Raw genomic sequence first — 22204 nt, forward strand, 5'->3', positions numbered from 1 at the left:
CAGCTAACAATTTAGCAGCCGGTACTTATACCGCAGTTATCACAGATGCTAACGGATGTACTTCAAACGTAAGTGTAACAATCACGCAACCGGCAACGGCTTTAGCTTCTACGAACACTACTACTAATGTATCTTGCTTCGGCGGAACTACAGGAAGTACAACAGTAACAGCTTCAGGTGGAACAGCTCCTTATACTATTTTATGGTCTAATGGTGGCACTACATTTACAGCTAACAATTTAGCAGCTGGTACTTATATCGCAGTTATCACAGATGCTAACGGATGTACTTCAAACGTAAGTGTAACAATCACGCAACCTATGATAGCTGTTTCAGCTTCAATTGCATCTACCCATGCAACATGTTGTACCGGTGACAATGGAATCATAGTGGCTACCCCAACAGGTGGAACTGCTCCATACACCATTTTATGGTCAAACGGAAGTACCGCTTTTGGTATTAACGGTTTAACAGGTGGAACATACACGTATGTGGTTACAGATGCTAACGGTTGTACTGCAACAGGTTCTGTAATCATACTTTCTGTACCGGTTTTAGTTAGTACGCATACAGCTACTGCTTTAACATGTACTACAACTAGTGCATCGGCAACAGTGACCGCTACAGGTGGTACTCTGCCTTATGCAATTGTTTGGTCTACAGGAAGTACAGCTTTCACAGTGAACAACTTAACGGCAGGAACGTATACTTATTTAGTTACAGATGCTAACGGTTGTCAGTCTAATGGAACAGTAACTATTGCTACTGCTCCGGCTATCGTAGCTTCAACTACACAAACCAATGTAACTTGTTTTACAGGAGACAATGGAAGTGTAACTGCTACAGTAACGGGAGGAACAGCACCTTATACTATTTTATGGTCTAACGGAAGCACTACTTTTACAATAGACAATTTAGCCGCAGGAACTTATACTGCAGTGATTACAAGTGCTAACGGATGTACTGCAAACGTAAGTGCTACCGTAACACAACCCGCTGCTTCTTTATTGGCAACTACAACACAAATTAACATGGGTTGTATTGCGGGAAGCTTTGGAAGTATTACTTGTACAGTTACAGGCGGAACGGCACCGTACACTATTTTATGGTCGAATGGAGGTACTACCTTCACGATAAATGATTTAGCTGTCGGAACGTATACTGCTTTAGTAACAAGTGAAGACGGATGTACTGCAAACGTAACTGCAACGATAACACAAGACGCCATACAAGCAGCAACTACACAAACCAACGTATCTTGTTTTGCAGGAAACAATGGAAGTGTAACAGCTACAGTTTTAGGCGGAACAGCCCCTCACACTATTTTATGGTCGAACGGAAGTACTAATTTTACGCTAAACAATTTAGCTGTTGGAACGTACACCGGATCAATCACTAGTGCGACGGGATGTACTACAAGCGTAAGTGCTACAGTAACACAACCGGCATCAGCCTTGGCTATCACGATGTCGCAAACACCAATAACTTCAAGTGGAGGATTTGGAACAGCTACAGCAACCGTAACAGGAGGCACTGGTCCTTATACCTACAGTTGGAGTTCAACACCAACTCAAACGACACAAACAGCAAGTTTGCAAGTAGGTTTCTATACCGTAACGGCTACTGATGCTAATGGTTGTACCATTACAGGAAACGTTGCGTTGTTATTTGGTGAGTGTAGAGGATTCAACACAATTAGTCAAGAAGGTTATGCTATTACATGTTTGAGTAATGATGAAAATTGTTATTTGAATGCTAATTTCGCAACATCATTTCCAAATGGACTTGTAGTGGGCTCATCAACAAGGAATTTGAGATTTACTTCAGCTGACGCTGTTCGTAGTTTCTTACCTTCAAATGCCGCTCCAAGAGCACTGAATCAAGGAACGATTTCTAATCCTTCCAACAGTGCTTATGACAATGGATTAGCAGCACAATTGGTAACAGCCAAGTTGAACATCGCATTCGGTAAAAATGCCGACTTTGCTTCAACTGACCTTTCGATTGAAGACTTATACATTGCTTCAGGAACATTTGAAGGAATGAAAGTAAGAGAAGTGTTGATAGTGGCTAATGCTATACTAGGTGGCGGTACTACAAAATACGCAATAAACGATGTTTACGAAGCTTTGATTGCCATTAATGGTAATTATGAAGAAGGTTTCGACTTCGCTTACTTGAGTTGTACCGGCCCTTCTGACGGAGATTTTGAAGCACCGATACCACAATTGGTATCTTATAAAGTGTATCCGAATCCTGTTACTGAAGATGGCTTAATAGAATATAGCTTGAATGAAAGATCAAGCGTTAGTATACAATTATACAACGTTAACGGTCAGTTAATCAAAACTATTTTTGAAGGCGAAGCAGCGGGTGGTCAAACACACACTGTTAAATTTAATGCGAATGAAATGGCATCCGGAGTTTATTTCCTAAGATTAGTAACCAACGAAAGTGCGGCTACCAAATCAGTGGTCATTTCAAACAACTAAAACTAAGTTAGTACGCTAACTGAAAAGAAGCCGTCTCAAGTAACATTGAGGCGGTTTTTTTGTTTTACAACTTTCCTTGCTATAAAATACAATCAACTATCATTCTTATTGTCCCGAAGCCTTAGACTCGACACTTAGGGCCGGATTTCCATCCCACCATTTCAAACCAACCCACATACATTTCTATAAAGAAATCTGAATCATGCAAGTTTTTCAAATAATTATACAAGTAGTTCTCCTTATGGGTTTTGCATCTTTGTAGTAATCACTTTTTGATGTTTGATGCGAATGCTATTGCTATAGTAAATGCTAAAATAGAGCACTTCGCAAGTAACTTGGCATTTTTGAGAAAGTGCACTAATAGTACCCAAACCAACCTAATTTTAAACCATTCAAAAAGTGTTCGAAATAAGAGTAAAAGAACTAAGTAAACCAACAATCTATCATTACAAACCATTGCTTCAGGCAAGTAAAGAATCACAAGATGCAAACGATACTTCTCACTTCAAATAATCCTGCCCTTGCATTCAAACAATTGCAAAAACAGTTGGGTGGTACGTTGTTGTTAAAATCTAAAGAATATAGTTTAAAATTAAACAACGATAAGGCTTCAGGAACCATAACCGGTATTGCAGTTGAAAAAGCAATAAACTACATAGAATTTGATATAACAGTGACCGGTTCCTTGGCTATTCTCTATAAAACAGCTGATACCGATTCCCTTCATTTTGGTTATTGTTCAAAAGGGGAAATGCAACAAAGCTTTGGTAAAAAAAACACCAAAAATAAAATGGGGCAGTTTCAAACCGGTATCTTTTCAACATTTCAGAGAAACACCTTCTTCTTTTTTAAAAAAGAGAAAGAAGTTAAATTTTCAATAATTACAGTAAATGCAGCAACCGTTTCAGATAAGGAATTACAAAATCAACTAAGCAACACCTTTTTCAAAGAACCTAAACAAGACCGTTACTGCTACATTAGTTCTTTTAATGTGAAAATAGCAGAAAAAATTGAAGAACTCAACGCTATCAAGCAAAACGGATTGGTACGCAATCTAATGAACAACAGCATTGTGTTTTTGCTTTTGGCCTTAGAAATTGAACAACATACAACGGATCAAGCCAATGCTGAAAATCACTGTGCCTCGCTTACAAAATCCAACATGCAGGCTGTTAAAGAAATTGCACAATTCATTAGAAATTATCCCGAAATACACTATACACTGAAATACTTGAGTAGAAAAGCAGGTCTGGCACCGCTTAAATTACAACAAGGATTTAAAGTACTCCACGATAGAACGGTCTCCGATTATATTAGAAACGTTCGTGTAGAAGTAGCAGAAAATCTGATTAGAACTACCGAACTCAATATTTCGGAAGTGGTATACAGTGTGGGGTTAACCAGTAGAAGTTACTTTTCAAAAATCTTCAAAGAAAAATACAATTGCAGTCCCAAATATTATAAAAACAATCAAAATAGTTTGAGTAGCACCGCGTAGCACCAAGGTGAGGGAAACTGGAGGAAGCTGAATGACATCCTCTCAATTCCTGTAAAAAAAGAACACAACACTATTCATTTGAGTTACCATTTGATGTTTTTCGATTAATTACAAGTAAGATTAGTGATTACCTTTAGATGATAAACCAAAAATCAAAAGAGGAATAAACTATGAAAACATTACAAGAATTATTTGAACACCAATTAAAAGATTTGTACAATGCAGAAAGTCAATTGGTCGAGGCATTACCAAAGGTAATTGAACACACCAACGACAGCTCGTTAAAAGCGGCTTTTGAAGAGCACTTGCAGGAAACAAAAGAACACAAAAAAAGAATAGAAGCGATTTGCGATAATTTAGACATTGCTCCGAATGGTGAAACTTGCAAAGCCATGAAAGGTCTAATTTCAGAAGCCGAAAGTTTTATGGAAGAAGCAGAAGATGAAGACCTGATGGATGTGGGACTAATTGCCGGAGGACAACGGATAGAGCATTACGAAATCTCCGGATATGGAACTGCAGTAAGATTCGCTAAAGAGTTAGGACTGCACGATACTGCCGCCATATTGCAAAAAACCTTGGACGAAGAATACAAAGCCGATCAAAAATTAAACAAAATAGCAGAGAGCAGACTCAATCAAAAAGCTGTATAGTGTAATTTACAGCTGTTACTGCCTATAAAATAAGAAATGCTCACCCACCTTTCTTAGTTTATAGGCGGTATTTATTTAGACATATAGTCCTAAAAGGGAACCATAACGGAACAATGTAGCAAAAAAAGTTGTTCACATCAGTAAAAGTTAACCTATAATAAAAGCAAAATGGCGGTAACAGTGAATCGTAAAAGTTTGAGCATACAACCGGATTCGAGTAGAGTAGTAGCCCGCTTTTTTAACAATGGGGATGTTAGGACTACTAATTTGGTAAAACGAATCATGGCATTAAGTGAAATACAGGTCAAAGAGCTACTCGAAACTACTTTTAACACCTTTGCGAGTCGTCATAGAAATGTATCGGATATCTTCCTAAAACATGCCAATAACTACCAGAACTTAATTAATTCTATCGGAATTGATTACAAAAAACTGGCGTTAGAATGCAAACTGTTAATCGGTTCCTACAGCACTATGGAGTATTCGCTGGAATCGGCCGCTTTGTTTAATCCCTCTATTGTGGAAGATTTTGATCAAACCTTTTTGGAAGAAGGAGAAACAAGAGTGATTTTATCCTTGCGGGCTACAGGTGAAGGTCATTTGTCTTCCATCGTCTTCCGAAAAGGAATTCTCGATATCGCTAATAATTTGCGATTGGCTGTGCCCCATCAACATATCGATTTACCCGAAATTATAAAGAAAAAATCGTATGACAAGAAACGATTTATAAAAAAAATGGAGGAGATGAAAATCCCAAAATCACACACTACTTCAATAATGGACGGAATGCCGGATCGCTTTGAATATTATGATTTAAAAAATGCCGTACGAATGATGCAATCGTTCGATATTGGCGAACAGCGAAAACAAGCCCTAAAGGAAATGACCTGGCTGGTAGATTCCTATTATGATATTGAATTCCATAAAGATTCCGACATTTCAAGCCGTGCCATTCTCCCCATCTCTTCCTCTGAAAGTCGAGGTATTGAAGATGCCCGGTTTGTGCGTTTCACCGAAGACGACGGGACACAAAAAATCTATGCCACGTATACGGCCTATGATGGACTTACCGTTTTGCCCAAGTTACTCTCTACAAATGATTTTTTAAATTTTAGAGTGATGCCCATGCATGGTAATGGGGCACAAAATAAAAATTTTGCACTTTTTCCCCGAAAAATAAAGGGTAAATATGCCATGTTAGCCCGAATTGACGGGGTAAACAACTACCTTTTTTATTCCGATAGAATAACGCTTTGGAATAATCCGATAAAAATACAAGAACCAAAATACCCCTGGGAGTTTACCCAAATCGGCAATTGTGGTTCGCCCATTTTCACAGAACAAGGTTGGTTGGTCATTACTCACGGGGTCGGACCCATGAGACGGTATTGCATTGGAGCTTCACTTTTAGACTTGGAAGATCCTACTATTGAATTAGGAAGACTAAAGGAACCGTTGCTTTCACCACTCGAAGAAGAAAGAGATGGCTACGTACCTAACGTGGTTTACTCCTGCGGAAGTTTAATCCACAAAGACCACCTCATTTTACCCTACGCCGTTTCAGATTATGCCTCTTCCTATGTTACAGTTAATTTGAATGAACTATTGACAGCCCTTACTTCTGATGCGAATTCGATGGAGTAGAAGCTAATAAAACAGAACTAATTGCCAATCTTCTAAAAATCCATTTCACCATAACTTCGCTTTTTTGAAGTTTAACTGCAATCCCGATAATTAATTATCGGGAGCTAAGTTTAACGCAAAGTTCACAAGAACAGTGAATTGTTAAATTAAGATCGTATCAAATAAATAACGAACTGTCAGGCTGAGCCTGTCCGAAGCATTTTTTGTTGCTAATAGGGTGTTATTTAGGTAAAGATACTAAAGCGAACACCCACGTATACCCATGTCCCACCGGATTTTGTTCCGTTGATACTAAAGCATTAGGTCTGATTTCAATCCGTTTGCATCGAAATAGGAAACCATTTTCAATCCCTTTTGATACATCCCAATCAAGTACCATGCTGTCTTTTTAAACTTGTTTCAGCATCTCTTTCATATCAAACAAATATCATCCTAATACAAACTAAACTTATTAACAAAAAGACAATCTAACTTGTTGATAGTATATTCTTCAAACAAGATAAAAACATCCTATTTAAATTAAATTTGATAAATTATTAGTTAGATTAATTATTCAAATTGAATTTTATGGAAAAATATGTCATTAAAAGAAACGGTATCTTCAAACCATTTGAATTGTTCAAAATAGAACAAGCAATCGAAAAAGCTTTCGAAAGCGAATTACAAAACTATAATCCCCATGTAGTAAACGATGTACTGGATAAATTAAAGGATAAAGAAACCTGGGCTGTAGAAGAGATTCAGGATATCATTGAAAGAGTGCTGTTCACTAGGGGTTACTTTTCCGTGATGAAGTCATTTATGGTCTACAGGCATACTCGAAAAATGCAAAGGGAACACATACTGGGCTTAAATGAAGACACCTCATATGTGGATAGTACACAAACCATTGAGGAGTATATTTCGCAAACCGATTGGCGAATTAATGCCAACGCAAACACTTCCTATTCCAATGCCGGCTTGGTAAACAACGTGGCCGGAAAAATTATCGCCAATTATTGGTTAGACAAGGTGTATTCGAAGGAAGAGGGTTTTGCTCACCGCAATGGTGATTACCACATTCATGATTTAGATTGTCTAACGGGTTATTGTGCAGGTTGGAGTTTACGAGTACTATTAAACGATGGTTTTAACGGAGTTCGTGGACGAGTAGAAAGTAAACCACCCTCTCATTTTAGAGAAGCTTTGGGACAAATGGCAAATTTTTTAGGCATTTTGCAAAGCGAATGGGCCGGTGCACAAGCTTTTAGTTCGTTTGATACTTATTTGGCTCCGTATGTTTTTAAAGACAATTTGAGCTTCGAGGAAGTGCTGAAAGCCATTCGAAGTTTTGTGTATAATTTAAACGTTCCTGCTCGATGGGGACAATCACCATTTACAAATATAACCTTAGATTGGGTGGTGCCGGATGATTTAAAAGTTCAAATACCAACCCGAAATAATGAGCATTTGTTTTTAAATTTTAAATCAGATGAGTTTTTGAAACGGGCAAAAAAGAGGGGAGTGGTATCACCATTAGAACTTCGTTACGAACATTTTCAACACGAAATGAATTTAATCAACAAAGCCTATTATACCGTAATGACAGAAGGGGATGCTAACGGACAACCTTTTACATTCCCAATTCCAACTGTAAACATTACTGAAGAGTTTGATTGGTATGGTGAAAACACCGATATTCTTTTTGAAAATACAGCTAAGATTGGCTCTTCCTATTTTCAAAATTTTATTGGAAGCCAATATGTTTATGATGAAAACGGTGAAAAAGTAGAAAATCCGAACGCCTATAAACCCAATGCCGTTAGAAGCATGTGTTGCCGTTTGCAGCTCGACCTGCGTGAATTACTAAAACGAGGAAACGGTTTGTTTGGCAGTGCCGAAATGACCGGAAGTATTGGCGTAGTTACCATCAATATGGCTCGTTTGGGTTATTTATATCCGGAAAATAAAACAGGGTTATACCAACAGGTTGATTATTTAATGGAATTAGCCAAATCTACGTTGGAAAAAAAACGTGTGTTTGTACAAGACATGTATGATCGCGGATTATATCCCTATACCAAACGTTATCTACCTCATTTTAGAAATCATTTTTCTACGATTGGCGTCAACGGCATCAACGAAATGATTTTAAATTTCACAAAAGGGACACACGATATTACAAGTGCTTTTGGAACGGAGATGGCTACTGAACTACTAGAATATATCAGAAATAGAATGAAACAGTTTCAAGAAGAAACAGGTAATTTATACAATTTAGAGGCAACTCCCGCTGAAGGAACTACCTACCGTTTTGCGAAAGAAGATAAAAAAAGATATCCTAAAATTATTCAAGCCGGAACGGGTGAAAATATATACTATACCAATAGCTCGCAAATTCCTGTGGATTACACAGAAGACCCTTTTGAAGCTTTATTAATGCAGGATGATTTGCAGTGTAAATATACCGGAGGAACCGTTTTGCATTTGTATATGAATGAAAAAATTAGTTCCGTTGAAGCATGCCGCAACTTTGTTAAAAAGGTAATTACGAATTTCAAACTGCCTTATATTACCGTAACGCCTGTGTTCAGCGTTTGTGCGATTCACGGGTATCTCAACGGCGAACATGAATATTGTCCGAAATGCGATGAAATTTTAATAGAAAAACTAAATACAAATAAACATGAGAACACAAACATTAATTAAATCAGTTTTAGAACAGCACAATGAAATGCGAACAAAATGTTTAGTTTACACCCGAGTGATGGGCTATCACCGACCGGTAGAAAGCTTTAACATTGGAAAAAAAGGAGAACACAAACAACGCACTCATTTTAATGAAACCAAGTGCTAAAAAGAGGATTCACAGTATTACTGCTTTCACACTACTGGACTATCCTGACCATACGGCGTGTATTCTTTGGTTTGCGGGATGTAATATGAAGTGCAGTTATTGCTACAATCCGGAGATTGTTTTCGGGAAGGGAAAATATTCCATTCCCGAAATACTTTCTTTTTTAGAAAAACGCAAAGGCTTATTAGATGCAGTCGTATTTAGTGGAGGAGAATGTTTGTTGCACAAAGAAACAATAGATGCCATGCAGTCAATTAAAGCAATGGGTTTTTTGGTGAAAGTGGATACCAATGGTAGCCTGCCGGATCGGTTAGCAGCAGCTTTGAAATTGCAATTGATAGATTATATAGCCTTGGATTTTAAAGCCACTAAAAGGAAAACGAAAAACATAACAAAGGCTGACTTTTACTACCAATTTTTTGAAAGTTTGAGTGTAATTCAAAAACATGGTGTTACTCATGAAGTGCGAACAACCGTTCATTCCGATTTATTAGATGAAGAAGACATCACAGAAATGATTCATTTGTTGGAGATGAATGGCTACAATGGAACGTATTACTTACAACATTTTAGAAATGAATCGGTAACCATAGCACCTCTTCAACATTCAAATGCTGCAGATTACAAGCAGTTGTCTTCTACGAAAATTCAGATTACGATGAGGTAGTATGATTTAAATCATACCAGCTCATGTTATATCTTTATAATTTTGCCCGTAGAATTGTGAAAATAGTGCTATTTTTGAATTAAAAAATGTTATCGAAAACTTGTGAATATGCCGTTAGGGCTACCATTATCATTGCGGCCGAAACGCAGCAGGGTCAACGAATTAGTTTACGTGAAATTGCCAGAAAAATAGATTCTCCGGAGTCCTTTACGGCTAAAATTCTTCAAAATTTAGCCAAAAATAAAATTGTTGATTCGTTAAAAGGAAATGGTGGCGGTTTTTTTGTTGCTAAAGAAAAACTCGCAACCATAAAATTAGGAGATATTATTTTAGCTATTGATGGCGATTCGGTTTATAAACGGTGTAGCCTCGGCTTAAATGATTGTTCTGAAGTAAAACCTTGTCCGTTTCATAAGCAATACAAGCCCATCAGAGAACAATTAAAAAATGCACTAGACACAACCACCTTGGCCGATTTGATTGCTGGTTTAGCAGTGAATGAAACCTTCTTGAAAATTTAAAAAATTTGATTCTTAATAAGACAAAAATGTCCTATTACAATGAAAAAAGAAAACGTACTACAACAAAAAATTATAGCACTCAAGCAGCAAAAAAAGGCTGTCATTTTCGCTCATTACTATCAATCGCCGGAAATACAGGAAATAGCCGACTTTGTGGGAGATAGCTTAGAGCTTTCACGAAAGGCTGCAGAAACAGATGCAAAAATTATTGTGTTTGCTGGAGTTTATTTTATGGCAGAAACTGCAAAAATTTTAAACCCTACTAAAATAGTTATAGTACCTGATATAAATGCCGGATGTTCCTTGGCGGATGGATGCCCACCTGATAAATTTCGAGATTTTCTAAAAAACTATCCAAACCATAAAGTGGTTACTTACATAAACTGCTCTGCTGAAATAAAAACCATGAGCGACTATGTTTGCACCTCTTCAAATGCTGTGAAAGTGATTAATGCAATTCCACCGGAAGAAAATATTGTTTTTGCACCCGATAAAAATCTTGGTAAATACCTTATCAATGAAACCGGAAGAGACATGGTTTTATGGGAAGGTTCTTGTGTGGTTCACGAAGCTTTTTCACTGGAAAAATTAATTGATTTGTACCAAAAAAATCCGGATGCAGTGATTGTGGCTCACCCCGAATCGGAGGCTCATATTTTAAAAACGGCTCAGTATATTGGTTCCACTTCGGGAATGATCAATTACATAAAAGCGTCACCGAAACCAAAATTTATTATTGCCACCGAAAATGGGATTCTACACAAAATGCAACAAGAAGTTCCTCATAAAATTCTTATTCCCGCACCTTCAAAAGAAGACAACACCTGTGCTTGTAGTGAATGTGCTTTTATGAAAATGAATTCGTTGGAAAAACTCTATAAGTGTCTTCTGAAAGAATCTCCTGAGGTGCTACTCGCAGAGGAACTCATAACCAAAGCTCAAAAACCTATTCAACAAATGCTTAAAATATAATTCGATGAAAACATGTGATGTAGTAATCTCCGGAACCGGAATAGCAGGACTTTCATTGGCCATACAAATCCATGAAAAAAATCCGGAATTAAAGATAGTTTTACTGACTAAAAAGGAACCGAAAGAGACAAACACCTCGCTCGCACAAGGTGGCATTGCAGCAGTTTGTAACCGAATTACAGATAGTTTTGAAGAACATATCACAGACACTTTGAATGCAGGTCAAGGCAAATGCAATAAAAAGGTGGTGGAAATGGTCATCAAACAAGCACCGCAACGTTTGAATGAACTAATTAAATGGGGTGCTGAATTTGATACTACAACAAGCGGCAATTTGGATTTGGCTTTAGAGGGCGGTCACCGTCACAGTCGCGTAGTGCATTACAAAGACAAAACTGGCTTTCATATACAAGAGGTGTTGTGGGCTAAGATTGCGGCAGCCAAAAATATTGAAGTACTGGCCAATGCTTTTTGCGTGGATATCATTATGGATAGTGAGTCAGAGGAGAGTATAGCTATTGGGATGTCATATATGACAAGAAATGACAACGAAGAGAAAGCTATTTTTGCACAAGCAATCGTACTAGCGACAGGCGGAAGCGGTCAATTGTTTAATTACACTTCCAATCCTGAAATTGCGACCGGTGATGGGATAGCAATGGCCTTTAGAGCAGGAGCTACGATCACCAATATGCATTACATGCAGTACCATCCCACCGCTTTGTATGAAAAAGGTAAGAGCAATCTGTTTCTAATTTCGGAAGCAGTGCGAGGTTTTGGCGGTCACTTAGTAAATTCTAAAGGAAAAAGATTTCTATTTGACTACGATACTAGAGGAGAATTGGCCACCAGAGATATCGTCTCTGATGCCATTACCAAGGAAATCATTCAATCGGAAGAAGCGTACATGTATTTGGATGTGCGTCATGTAAACCAGGAGGACTTCAAAAATCATTTCCCAACAATTCTTACTAAGTTCAAAGAAATTGGACGCAATCCGGAGACGGATTTAATTCCGATTGTGCCGGTTGCCCATTACCAATGTGGTGGCATTGAAGTAAATGAATTTGGGCAGTCGGATGTGAAAAATTTATATGCATTGGGAGAATGCTCTTGCACCGGTTTACACGGAGCCAATCGGTTAGCCTCGAATTCGCTTTTGGAAGCGTTAGTCTATTCCTTTAATGCTTCACAGCAAATAATCTGCAACACTACCCAAATTCTGCAAAGACAACCGGTTATCCAAAATAGTGCGGTAGAGGCCCATGAAATTATTGTTCCAAAAGTATTGGACAATTTCAAAAAGCAAGTGAAAAGTTTGATGACCTATCACGTTCTGCAAGGAAGTCAAGAAGAAAAAATGAAAGTTTTAACTCAATTGATAAAAATTCATACCGATTTGATGGAATGTGAAGAATACTATTATCGGTGCAGAAATTGTTGCGAACTGGAAAACATGTTGCAAACCGCCATGATAATTATCAATCAATCGTCGATGGCTCTGCATTTAGAAACAAACAAAAAGAGGGAATATGCCTTCAGTTAAAGTAGCACCGATTACGATTTTTATAATGTTAAGCGTTTTATTTCTTATCTATTCCGTTGCTATTTATCTGAAACCGTTGCGAGAAAAAGACCATCAAAAGGCAACGATACAAAAACAAGCTGCTGCCGGAAAAGATGTTTGGCAAAAACACAACTGCCATACCTGTCACCAATTGTATGGTTTGGGAGGCTATTTGGGCCCTGATGTAACCAACGTAACTGCAAAACCAGGATATTCGGATGCTTTTTTGAAAGCAGTCATCAACAATGGAATGGGGCTTATGCCTCCTTTTGATTTAACAAATCAAGAAATGGAGGACCTACTTGTATTTTTACAATCCATGAATGAAACAGGAACTGCAAATCCGCAGCATTATTCACCTAAAATAAATGGAACTTTTACTTTAAATGATTAAAATGAAATCAGGAATTTGGGTGCTTCGATTAGCATTGTTACTGCTTTTTTTAGGAGTACTTTTTGGGTTTTTAGCTTCATTTGCCTATCGTTTATCCGATGCTAAATCAGACTTCATAGGCTTTCTTAAGCTACGTCCGTTGCACGTCACCAGTGCCTATTTTGGTATTGTTTTAGGAGGATTAGCTTGTGTAGCTTTAGCCATTCAAAGAGATGCCGTACAACGCAGTGCAACCCGTTTATTAAAAGTGCATTTACTTTTATGGCTTGTGGCTCTAGTGGGAATATTTTATAGTTATCTCACGGGTGATTTTGGTGGAAGAGAATACTGGGAATTTAAACCGATATGGGCATTACCCATTTTACTTTCGTATTTTGTATTCTTAGTCTATTTTTTAAAAAACGTAGGATCCTATAAATCATGGCCGGTATATTATTGGATGTGGTTCACAGGAATTGTTTTTTTTGCTTTTATTTTTATAGAAAATTACCTCTGGCTATTTCCTTATTTTAGAGAACATTTAATAGCCGATATGACCATTCAATGGAAGGTAAACGGGTCAATTGTAGGTGCTGTCAATCAAATAATTTATGGTTTGGCTTTTTATTTAATGACTAAAATTTCAGGCAATGAAAAAATGGGTCATAGCAAATTAATTTTTGCCATGTACTTTTTAGGATTGTTTAATTTAATGTTCAATTGGGGACATCATATCTACATTCTCCCAACAGATCGCTACATTCATCATATTTCCTATATCGTAAGTATGACCGAATGGGTTATTCTAATTCGTATTTTTTATAATTGGAACCAACAATTAAATGAAAATCGAACGCATTATTACTTTTTTCCTTATCGATTTTTAATGGCTGCCGATTATTGGGTGATAATCAATTTAGCTATTGCTTTATTGATGTCAATACCTGCCTTTAATTTATATACACATGGCACACAGATTACGGTTGCTCATGCGATGGGTACCACCATCGGGATCAACACCATGATTGTTTTAGGTGGAGCTTTTTACTTCATCAAACCTACCTTTGAGAGTGGGAAAGCTTTAATGAGAATGACGCTTGTTTTTTGGACAACGCAAATTGCGTTGTTATTGTTTTTAATCACATTAGCCGGAATGGGTATACAAAGAGCCTTGTGGCAAGCCGGAATTTCCGGAGCTGCTTTTGGTCAAATGATGCTAAAAAGTCGTCCCTGGATGATTGGATTTATCATCACAGGAACGCTTTTGTTTGTAAGCTTAGCGAGTGTAGTTTTGTATTTACTTTTTCATTCGTTTAAAACAAAAGCTACTTACCAACTGCATAGGAAAGTTTGAAAAAATACAAAATTTTTAACAGGTTAGATTTAGTCATATAAGTCATTTAGTTTTTACCTACCTCAAAAAAGGAACTGATATGCCTTATATGGTTTCAAAAAAATCATCAACATGTTGAATTCGAACATTCACACATTTTATTTATGAGATAAAGATAAAGACTAAAAATTGCCAAGGGTATGATTGCAATCATAAATTTTTGAATAATTACTCTGGAAATTTGTGTCATAATTTTAACCTAAATTAATATGAACAAAATGTATGCACTAGCACTTGGTTTACTCTTATTCATTTCATGTGGAAAAGATAAAACCAATGCCGGAGAGGATTTTTCGAAGTCTTCTTCAACAGAAACTTCAGATCCAACTTCGTATGATCCAAACCGCGGAGAAGGCAAATATTCTACAGTCGACTTAGGTACCGGATTAAATGTAGCAATGGCTGCTGAAGGCGAAAAAGTGGCCGGAGTTAAATGTATGTCTTGCCACAAATTGACCGACGAACGTTTAGTGGGACCCGGTTGGAAGGGAGTAACTGAACGCAGAACGCCACAATGGCTTATGAATTTCGCAATAAATCCGGACCCAATGATTGACAAAGACCCCGAGTTGCAAGCACAATTAGAATTGTGTTTAGTTAGAATGCCCAATCAAGCACTTACGGATGATGATGCCAGAAACATTTTAGAATATATGCGTCAAAATGATGGTGTGAAGTAATTTGAAACAGTTAAAAACAATATAAATCGAAAGTATATGAACACAAAATTTTTAAAAATTACTGCTGCACTAATTTTAATTGTAGCCTTCTTGGGGTCCTGTAAACCCAAAAATACGAGTGATGCAGTGAGTGGCGATGCGGCTCAAAAAGCCTATGTTGCTCCCGGTAAATATGACGAATTTTACAACTTTGTGTCCGGCGGATTTAGCGGACAAATAAGTGTTTATGGTCTTCCAAGTGGAAGATTATTTAGAGTTATTCCTGTTTTCTCCGTAGATCCGGAAAAAGGGTGGGGCTATAGCGAAGAAACAAAACCCATGTTGAATACGTCACACGGATTTGTGCCTTGGGATGATTTACACCACACAGAAATGTCGCAAACCAATGGGGAAATTGATGGGCGTTGGGTGTTTGGTAATGCCAATAACACACCCCGTATTGCTCGTATTGATTTGAAAACATTTAAAACCGCTGAAATTATTGAGTTACCAAACAGTGGTGGTAATCACTCTTCGCCATTTATTACTGAAAATACCGAATATGTGGTTGCCGGAACTCGTTTTAGCGTTCCCGGTGATTATGAAAATGGTGATGTACCAATTAATACATACAAAGAAAACTACAAAGGACACATCAGTTTTGTAAAAGTGGGTAAAGAAGGCGAAATGGATATCGCTTTTCAAATTATGACACCAGGCGTAAATTTTGACTTATCGCATGCCGGTAAAGGTAAATCTCATGGTTGGTTTTTCTTCTCTTGCTATAATACGGAACAAGCCAATACTTTGTTAGAGGTTAATGCTTCACAAAAAGACAAAGATTTTATCATGGCTGTCAATTGGAAAAAAGCAGAAGAGTATGTAAAAGCCGGAAAAGGGAAAAAACAAAAGGTGCGTTATGCTCATAACACTTGGGACGAACATACACACACAGCTAAATCGGTTATTAAAACAGAAGTTTTGGTGTTGGATGCCTCAGAGTTAAAAGACATTTGCTACATGATTCCTTGTCCAAAATCACCTCATGGTTGTGATGTGGATCCAACAGGTGAATACATTGTTGGTTCAGGTAAATTAGCCGCTTTAATTCCGGTATTTAGTTTTGATAAGTTGCAAAAGGCGATTAAAGACAAATCGTATGAAGGTGATTACGGCGGAATTCCGGTGCTGAAATACGAATCGGTGTTACATGGTGAAGTTAAAAAACCGGGTCTGGGACCATTACATACCGAATTTGACGGAAAAGGAAATGCTTACACCACCATGTTTGTTTCTTCTGAAGTAGTAAAATGGGATATTAAAACACTTCAAGTTTTGGATAGAGTGCCAACCTACTATTCAGTGGGTCACTTGTGCATTCCTGGCGGGGATAGTAAAAAACCATTCGGTAAATATTTAGTGGCATATAACAAAATTACTAAAGACCGTTATTTGCCAACCGGACCTGAATTGTGTCATAGTGCTCAATTATATGACATCAGTGGCGATAAAATGCAATTGATATTGGATTTCCCAACCATTGGTGAACCGCATTATGCTCAAGCCGCACCTGCCGATTTAATTCGAAACAACGGGCAATTGAAATTCTATAAAATTGAAGACAACAAGCATCCCTATGTAACGAAAGGTGAAAAAGATGCCAAAGTGGTTCGCGAAGGCAACAAAGTTCATGTGTACATGACTTCTATGCGTTCGCATTTTGCTCCCGACAATATTGAAGGTGTCTTCTTAGGTGATGAAGTGTATTTCCACGTAACCAATTTAGAACAAGATTGGGATGTGCCGCACGGATTTGCAATAAAAGGTGCTGATAATGGCGAATTGCTAATCATGCCGGGTGAAACCACTACGTTGAAATGGGTTCCGGATCGAGTAGGAACATTCCCTTTCTATTGTACCGACTTCTGTAGTGCTTTACATCAAGAAATGCAAGGCTATATTCGGGTCTCTCCCAAAGGTTCAAATATTCCGCTTCACTATAGCTTAGGGACCAACGTACCGGCTACTAAATAAGTAATTCAAAGGGAGCATCATTTTCTAGATGCTCCCTTAATTCAAATAAAAATGAAAACAGCAAAAATAGCTTTACACTCAAGGGTCTTGCTCTTGATTGTAACAGGATTGTTTTTTGGGTCACTTTATTTTCCCATGTGGCAAATTGATTTAGATGCTCCGCAATATCCTGAAGGATTGGTGTTAAAATTACATGCTCACAAAATTGGTGGCGATGTTGAAATAATCAATGGACTAAACCATTACATCGGCATGGCAACTTTGCATACCGAAAACTTCATCGAATTTAAAATATTACCTTATATTATTGGGTTTTTTGGTCTTTTTGCACTAGCAATGGCTATAATTGCTAAAAGAAAAGGTGTTGTGGCTCTATTCAGTGCGTTTATCCTATTTACCATTTTAGCAGGTGTCGATTTTTACCGCTGGAACTACGAATATGGACATAATTTAGACCCCAATGCCGCGATAAAAGTACCGGGAATGTCTTATCAACCGCCGTTAATTGGCTACAAACAATTATTGAATTTTGGTGCGTATTCGGTACCGGATATCGGTGGGTGGATGTTGATAACTGGCGGATTGCTCATCTTTATTGTTTTAACGTTAGAATTCAAATGGTACCAACGTTTTATGAAAGCAAAAGTGGCTTTGTTACTTGTACCCATTTTTTTTCTTACAGCTTGTGGAAGCAATGAAGCACAGCCGATTAAATTAAATACCGATGCGTGCGAATTTTGTAAAATGCCGGTATCTGACGGTAAATTCGGAGCAGAAATTCAAACCCAAAAAGGTCGTTTTTATATGTTTGATGACATCTCCTGCTTGGTGAATTACTGCGAGGAAAATAAATCCACAAAAGTAAAAAGTTATTACGTGCATGACTACACCCAAAACAACCAATTGATTGATGCAACTAAAGCATTCTATATTAAAGGCGGCGATATCAATAGTCCGATGCACGGAAATATTGCAGCATTTGCTACCTTTTCAGATGCCCAAAATTTTGGTGATAAATTAAAAGCCACAGCCATTAGTTGGAACGAAATTTTAAATCAGTAAAGAGATCATGAACCGATTGTGCCTCCTTTTTTTGTTTGTTGTTGCTACTTTTCAGGCTCAAGTGCTGGAAGTAGGAACAAACAAACCATTTAAAACCATCAAGCTGGCTCTAAAAGCTTCCAAGGCGGGCGACACAGTAATAGTGCATAAAGGATTGTACAAAGAAGGAAACATTCGTATCGATAAAAAAATTGTCTTTTTGGGAAAAGATTTCCCGGTTATAGATGGTCAGAAAAAAACAGAAGTACTTTCCATTCATGCCGATAGTGTCGTTGTCAAAGGATTCAAAGTAATCAACTCCGGCTATGCAGCCTTAGATGACCCTTGTGGGATTAAAGTCTACAATAAATCTTTTGTATTGATAGAAGGCAATCAACTCGACGATAACTTCTTCGGCATTTACATTCAAAACGGGAGAAACTGTATCGTTAAAAACAACACCATTATTGCTTACGGAAAAGAAGAACAACAAATCGGAAACGGCATTCACGCCTGGAAAAGTAATGACTTACAAATTATCGGAAACACCATTCGAGGACATCGTGATGGTATCTATCTTGAATTTGTGCACGATTCAGTCATTTGGCGAAACATCGCAACCAATAATATTCGTTACGGATTGCATTTTATGTTTTCCTCCAACGATTCTTATATTACCAATATTTTCAGAAATAATGGTGCGGGAGTTGCCGTCATGTTTTCTAAAAAGGTAACGATGATCAATAATTATTTTGATGAAAACTGGGGAGCCTCCTCCTACGGACTTCTATTAAAAGAGATTTCAGATAGTTATATTCACTCCAACCATTTTAAAAACAATACCTCCGGAATTTACATGGAAGGAACCAACCGCATCAAAATTGAAAAAAACAGCCTTCAAGGCAATGGTTGGGCCATGAAAATTCAAGCCAGTTGCATGGATAACGAAATTGTAAACAACAATTTTCAAGGCAATACTTTTGATATGGGAACCAACGGAAGCTTAGTATTAAATACGTTCAACAACAACTATTGGGATAAATATGAAGGTTATGACATCAACAGAGATGGTTTGGGCGATGTGTCTTATCATCCGCTAAGCTTATTTGCCGTTTTGGTAGAAAAAAATCCCTCTGCCATGTTGTTGTTTCGAAGTTTCATGATCACGTTATTAGACAAATCCGAAAAGGTTTTACCTAGTATCACACCCGATAATTTTGTAGACAAAGCCCCACTGATGAAGCCCCTGAAGTTATGATAGAAATTAAAAATTTAAATAAAAAATTCGGGAAGTTAAACGTGCTCAGCGATGTTTCACTTACCTGTAAAAAGGGCGAATGTATTGCGTTGATTGGCCCAAACGGTTGTGGAAAAACCACCTTGATTAAAACAATTTTAGGAATGGTTTTACCTGATGACGGTGCCATTAAATTCAATAAAAGAAGCATCGTCAAAGAGTATTTATACCGTTCAACTATTGGTTATATGCCACAAATTGGTCGCTATCCCGATACGATGACCATTGGTGGCGTAGTAGAAATGATTAAAGCAATTCGAAATTCAAATCAAGAATTGGACGAAGAATTATGGCACAGTTTCGACTTGGATACGATGGCCGATAAACAAATGCGAACGCTCTCCGGGGGAACCACCCAAAAAGTAAGTGCTACGCTTGCTTTTTTATTCAATCCCGACGTATTGATTTTAGACGAACCCACCGCCGGATTAGACCCGTTGGCTTCAGAGATTTTGAAAGATAAAATCATCAAAGAAAAAGAAAAAGGGAAGTTGATTTTAATCACGTCACATTTGTTGAGCGAACTAGACGATTTGGTAACCGAAATTATTTTTATGCAAGAAGGTAAAGTTCATTTTCATAAAAAAGTAGCAGATCTGAAATCGGAAACCAACGAAACAAAAATTTCCAAAGCCATTGCAAGTATTCTAAAACAAAAACAATGAACAGAATCATCAAAATAATATTGACCGACATCTTGAAAAACAAAATTGTAGTGGTATATACGATCGTTTTGAGTTTGTTGTCGTGGAGTGCTTTTGGTTTAGAGGACAATAGTGCCAAAGGACTTTTAACCATTTTGAATGTTATTTTATTTACCGTTCCATTGGTTTCCATTTTATTTACGACCATCTATTTATACAACAGCTCTGAGTTTATCGAATTACTCTTGAGTCAGCCTATCAAACGAAATAAAATTTGGCAAAGTTTATTTTTTGGTTTAAGTGCTTCAATGGTCTTTGCGTTTTTTATTGGAGCAGGAATTCCGTTGTTAGTCAATGCACCAAACGCTGTGGGTTTGATGATGATTTTAGTAGGCTGTTTGATTTCAGTTGTATTTATAGCACTAGCTTTTCTATGCTCAATTGTAACGCGTGACAAAGCCAAAGGAATCGGAATTGCCATCATGACTTGGCTTTATTTTGCTTTGATATTTGACGGTTTAGTGCTTTTTCTTTTATTTCAACTTTCAGAATATCCCATTGAAAAAGCAATGGTCGCAGTAACGGCATTAAGTCCGATTGATTTGGCTAGAATTCAAATATTATTGCATTTGGATGTTTCAGCAATGATGGGGTATACTGGAGCTATTTTTAAAGATTTTTTTGGAACAACGGTAGGACTTTTTGCCTCGTTTGGATTGTTGCTACTTTGGATAGTAATCCCGTTCTATTTATCCTTGCGAAAATTCATCCGAAAAGATTTATAATAACTATAATTGAAAGGTGATGAAAAAAGATATACAGAATAGAACAGACATCGTCCGATTGGTAAATGCATTCTACGAGAAGATAAAAACAGATAACGTCATTGGGTTTTTGTTCAATGAGGTGGCCCAAATTAATTGGGAAACGCACTTGCCAAAGATGTATGATTTTTGGGAAAACGTGTTATTTTTTACCGGAAACTTCGACGGAAATCCAATGCAAAAACACAAAGAGTTGCACAGCAAATGCCCGCTTTCTCATGCTCATTTTGAGCATTGGAATATAGTTTTCAGACAAACCGTAGACGAACTTTTTGAAGGTGAAAAAGCAGAAGAAATTAAAATGAGAGCTAAGAATATTTCGGATGTAATTATGTATAAAACTATAAATTAAAATTTTGTTTAAATGATATTTATCGATTTTTAACCGCTTTTTCATACCTTTACAATTGTTTAAATTTTGTTAAAATAACGCCATGGCAGTTTTTCAGAAGTTCAAACGTTTTCTGTTTAAACACAGTTTGGTGCCTACCAAAAAATGGCGTATGCCTGCCACTTTTTTAATGGCTTGTATCGTCGGCCTCGGACTGTATGTGTTACGATTGAGTAATGCAGCTTCTTATCTTTCTGATGACCCTGAAGCTTGTGTCAATTGTCACATCATGACACCACAATACCTCACTTGGACGCACTCTTCTCACAGAGAAGTGGCCCATTGTAACGATTGTCACGTTCCTCACGATAATGTTTTTAATAAATACTACTTCAAAGCGAAAGACGGACTTTATCATGCCTCCATTTTTACCCTCAGGGCAGAACCGGAAGTTATTCGTGCTTTAGAACCTTCCATTCGAGTGATTCAAAGCAATTGCGTGCGTTGCCACCAAGATCAAGTGACCGATGCCAAAATGGCTGCTTTTGTAGATAACCATCAAGAACATCGCACCGACCGCCTGTGTTGGGATTGCCATAAAGAAGTGCCCCACGGAAAAGTAAAAAGCCTTTCGGCTGTGGGTCATCAAATTGAACCTATTAAAACACACCTTCGCGAAGATCAACAAATCATTCCTGCCTGGCTGCAGAAAGAAATGAATAAAAACCAAACTAAATCAACACAACCAATTAAATAAA

21 protein-coding genes are annotated in these 22204 nt (G+C 37.5%); 20 read left to right on the forward strand and 1 reads right to left on the reverse strand.

Annotation, left to right across the window (positions count from 1 at the left end):
• The 4 genes from IEV15_RS12970 to IEV15_RS12985 form a co-directional block, all read left to right on the forward strand.
• A partial coding sequence (locus tag IEV15_RS12970) for a T9SS type A sorting domain-containing protein (RefSeq protein ID WP_188362963.1) occupies positions 1–2492 on the forward strand: 2492 nt, incomplete at its 5' end.
• A gap of 484 nt (positions 2493–2976) precedes the next feature.
• Positions 2977–3990, forward strand: coding sequence for a helix-turn-helix domain-containing protein (locus tag IEV15_RS12975; protein ID WP_188362964.1), 1014 nt, complete (start codon positions 2977–2979; stop codon positions 3988–3990).
• A 170-nt stretch (positions 3991–4160) separates the two neighbouring features.
• Positions 4161–4643, forward strand: coding sequence for a YciE/YciF ferroxidase family protein (locus IEV15_RS12980; RefSeq protein ID WP_188362965.1), 483 nt, complete (start codon positions 4161–4163; stop codon positions 4641–4643).
• Positions 4644–4811: 168 nt separating this feature from the next.
• Positions 4812–6287, forward strand: a complete 1476-nt coding sequence (locus IEV15_RS12985) for a glycoside hydrolase family 130 protein (RefSeq protein WP_188362966.1) — start codon at positions 4812–4814, stop codon at positions 6285–6287.
• Between the two features lie 220 nt (positions 6288–6507).
• Here the strand turns inward: IEV15_RS12985 and IEV15_RS12990 are convergent, their stop codons facing one another.
• The gene (locus IEV15_RS12990) at positions 6508–6666 is read right to left on the reverse strand and encodes a hypothetical protein (RefSeq protein WP_188362967.1); all 159 of its coding nucleotides are present in this window, start codon (positions 6664–6666) and stop codon (positions 6508–6510) included.
• A 188-nt stretch (positions 6667–6854) separates the two neighbouring features.
• Between IEV15_RS12990 and IEV15_RS12995 the strand changes: the two genes are divergently transcribed.
• From IEV15_RS12995 to nrfH, 16 genes are all read left to right on the forward strand, one after another.
• Complete coding sequence (locus tag IEV15_RS12995) at positions 6855–8975, forward strand: ribonucleoside triphosphate reductase (protein WP_188362968.1); 2121 nt, start codon at positions 6855–6857, stop codon at positions 8973–8975.
• Complete coding sequence (gene nrdD, locus IEV15_RS14675) at positions 8953–9123, forward strand: anaerobic ribonucleoside-triphosphate reductase (RefSeq protein WP_188362969.1); 171 nt, start codon at positions 8953–8955, stop codon at positions 9121–9123. The genes IEV15_RS12995 and nrdD overlap by 23 nt, the downstream gene beginning before the upstream one ends.
• On the forward strand, positions 9107–9790 hold the full coding sequence (locus tag IEV15_RS13005; protein WP_188362970.1) for an anaerobic ribonucleoside-triphosphate reductase activating protein: 684 nt from the start codon (positions 9107–9109) through the stop codon (positions 9788–9790). Before nrdD ends, IEV15_RS13005 begins: the two co-directional genes overlap by 17 nt.
• 86 nt (positions 9791–9876) lie before the next feature.
• On the forward strand, positions 9877–10311 hold the full coding sequence (locus IEV15_RS13010; RefSeq protein WP_188362971.1) for an RrF2 family transcriptional regulator: 435 nt from the start codon (positions 9877–9879) through the stop codon (positions 10309–10311).
• A gap of 39 nt (positions 10312–10350) precedes the next feature.
• Positions 10351–11283 (forward strand): quinolinate synthase NadA, encoded by a 933-nt coding sequence (gene nadA / locus IEV15_RS13015; RefSeq protein ID WP_188362972.1) that lies wholly within the window; start codon positions 10351–10353, stop codon positions 11281–11283.
• 4 nt (positions 11284–11287) lie between these two features.
• A complete protein-coding gene (gene nadB / locus IEV15_RS13020) occupies positions 11288–12829 on the forward strand; it encodes an L-aspartate oxidase (RefSeq protein ID WP_188362973.1) in 1542 nt (513 codons plus the stop codon).
• Positions 12816–13244 (forward strand): c-type cytochrome, encoded by a 429-nt coding sequence (locus IEV15_RS13025; RefSeq protein WP_229734160.1) that lies wholly within the window; start codon positions 12816–12818, stop codon positions 13242–13244. The genes nadB and IEV15_RS13025 overlap by 14 nt, the downstream gene beginning before the upstream one ends.
• 1 nt (position 13245) lies before the next feature.
• Positions 13246–14577: a cbb3-type cytochrome c oxidase subunit I gene (locus IEV15_RS13030; protein WP_188362974.1), complete on the forward strand. Its 1332-nt coding sequence runs from the start codon at positions 13246–13248 to the stop codon at positions 14575–14577.
• Between the two features lie 248 nt (positions 14578–14825).
• Complete coding sequence (locus IEV15_RS13035) at positions 14826–15296, forward strand: c-type cytochrome (protein ID WP_188362975.1); 471 nt, start codon at positions 14826–14828, stop codon at positions 15294–15296.
• Between the two features lie 36 nt (positions 15297–15332).
• Positions 15333–17309 (forward strand): Sec-dependent nitrous-oxide reductase, encoded by a 1977-nt coding sequence (gene nosZ / locus IEV15_RS13040; RefSeq protein WP_188362976.1) that lies wholly within the window; start codon positions 15333–15335, stop codon positions 17307–17309.
• Between the two features lie 51 nt (positions 17310–17360).
• On the forward strand, positions 17361–18371 hold the full coding sequence (locus IEV15_RS13045; RefSeq protein WP_188362977.1) for a nitrous oxide reductase accessory protein NosL: 1011 nt from the start codon (positions 17361–17363) through the stop codon (positions 18369–18371).
• Positions 18372–18378: 7 nt separating this feature from the next.
• Positions 18379–19608 (forward strand): nitrous oxide reductase family maturation protein NosD, encoded by a 1230-nt coding sequence (locus IEV15_RS13050; protein ID WP_188362978.1) that lies wholly within the window; start codon positions 18379–18381, stop codon positions 19606–19608.
• Positions 19605–20312 (forward strand): ABC transporter ATP-binding protein, encoded by a 708-nt coding sequence (locus IEV15_RS13055; RefSeq protein ID WP_188362979.1) that lies wholly within the window; start codon positions 19605–19607, stop codon positions 20310–20312. Before IEV15_RS13050 ends, IEV15_RS13055 begins: the two co-directional genes overlap by 4 nt.
• Positions 20309–21076, forward strand: coding sequence for an ABC transporter permease subunit (locus IEV15_RS13060; protein WP_188362980.1), 768 nt, complete (start codon positions 20309–20311; stop codon positions 21074–21076). Before IEV15_RS13055 ends, IEV15_RS13060 begins: the two co-directional genes overlap by 4 nt.
• A 19-nt stretch (positions 21077–21095) precedes the next feature.
• Positions 21096–21467, forward strand: a complete 372-nt coding sequence (locus tag IEV15_RS13065; RefSeq protein ID WP_188362981.1) for a group III truncated hemoglobin — start codon at positions 21096–21098, stop codon at positions 21465–21467.
• A gap of 82 nt (positions 21468–21549) precedes the next feature.
• On the forward strand, positions 21550–22203 hold the full coding sequence (gene nrfH, locus IEV15_RS13070) for a cytochrome c nitrite reductase small subunit (protein WP_188362982.1): 654 nt from the start codon (positions 21550–21552) through the stop codon (positions 22201–22203).
• Position 22204 lies beyond the last annotated feature (1 nt).

It is taken from the genome of Flavobacterium orientale, from assembly GCF_014638005.1.
GTDB classification, from domain to species: domain Bacteria; phylum Bacteroidota; class Bacteroidia; order Flavobacteriales; family Flavobacteriaceae; genus Flavobacterium; species Flavobacterium orientale.

Coding starts and splice junctions, on each gene's coding strand:
- IEV15_RS13025 (WP_229734160.1), top strand. CDS start 12,816: ATGCCTTCAGTTAAAGTAGCACCGATTACGATTTTTATAATGTTAAGC.
- IEV15_RS13005 (WP_188362970.1), top strand. CDS start 9,107: ATGAAACCAAGTGCTAAAAAGAGGATTCACAGTATTACTGCTTTCACA.
- nadB (WP_188362973.1), top strand. CDS start 11,288: ATGAAAACATGTGATGTAGTAATCTCCGGAACCGGAATAGCAGGACTT.
- IEV15_RS13050 (WP_188362978.1), top strand. CDS start 18,379: ATGAACCGATTGTGCCTCCTTTTTTTGTTTGTTGTTGCTACTTTTCAG.
- IEV15_RS13030 (WP_188362974.1), top strand. CDS start 13,246: ATGAAATCAGGAATTTGGGTGCTTCGATTAGCATTGTTACTGCTTTTT.
- IEV15_RS13060 (WP_188362980.1), top strand. CDS start 20,309: ATGAACAGAATCATCAAAATAATATTGACCGACATCTTGAAAAACAAA.
- nrfH (WP_188362982.1), top strand. CDS start 21,550: ATGGCAGTTTTTCAGAAGTTCAAACGTTTTCTGTTTAAACACAGTTTG.
- IEV15_RS12975 (WP_188362964.1), top strand. CDS start 2,977: ATGCAAACGATACTTCTCACTTCAAATAATCCTGCCCTTGCATTCAAA.
- IEV15_RS12990 (WP_188362967.1), bottom strand. CDS start 6,666: ATGGTACTTGATTGGGATGTATCAAAAGGGATTGAAAATGGTTTCCTA.
- nrdD (WP_188362969.1), top strand. CDS start 8,953: ATGAGAACACAAACATTAATTAAATCAGTTTTAGAACAGCACAATGAA.
- IEV15_RS12980 (WP_188362965.1), top strand. CDS start 4,161: ATGAAAACATTACAAGAATTATTTGAACACCAATTAAAAGATTTGTAC.
- nadA (WP_188362972.1), top strand. CDS start 10,351: ATGAAAAAAGAAAACGTACTACAACAAAAAATTATAGCACTCAAGCAG.
- IEV15_RS12985 (WP_188362966.1), top strand. CDS start 4,812: ATGGCGGTAACAGTGAATCGTAAAAGTTTGAGCATACAACCGGATTCG.
- IEV15_RS13045 (WP_188362977.1), top strand. CDS start 17,361: ATGAAAACAGCAAAAATAGCTTTACACTCAAGGGTCTTGCTCTTGATT.
- IEV15_RS13065 (WP_188362981.1), top strand. CDS start 21,096: ATGAAAAAAGATATACAGAATAGAACAGACATCGTCCGATTGGTAAAT.
- IEV15_RS13055 (WP_188362979.1), top strand. CDS start 19,605: ATGATAGAAATTAAAAATTTAAATAAAAAATTCGGGAAGTTAAACGTG.
- nosZ (WP_188362976.1), top strand. CDS start 15,333: ATGAACACAAAATTTTTAAAAATTACTGCTGCACTAATTTTAATTGTA.
- IEV15_RS13010 (WP_188362971.1), top strand. CDS start 9,877: ATGTTATCGAAAACTTGTGAATATGCCGTTAGGGCTACCATTATCATT.
- IEV15_RS13035 (WP_188362975.1), top strand. CDS start 14,826: ATGAACAAAATGTATGCACTAGCACTTGGTTTACTCTTATTCATTTCA.
- IEV15_RS12995 (WP_188362968.1), top strand. CDS start 6,855: ATGGAAAAATATGTCATTAAAAGAAACGGTATCTTCAAACCATTTGAA.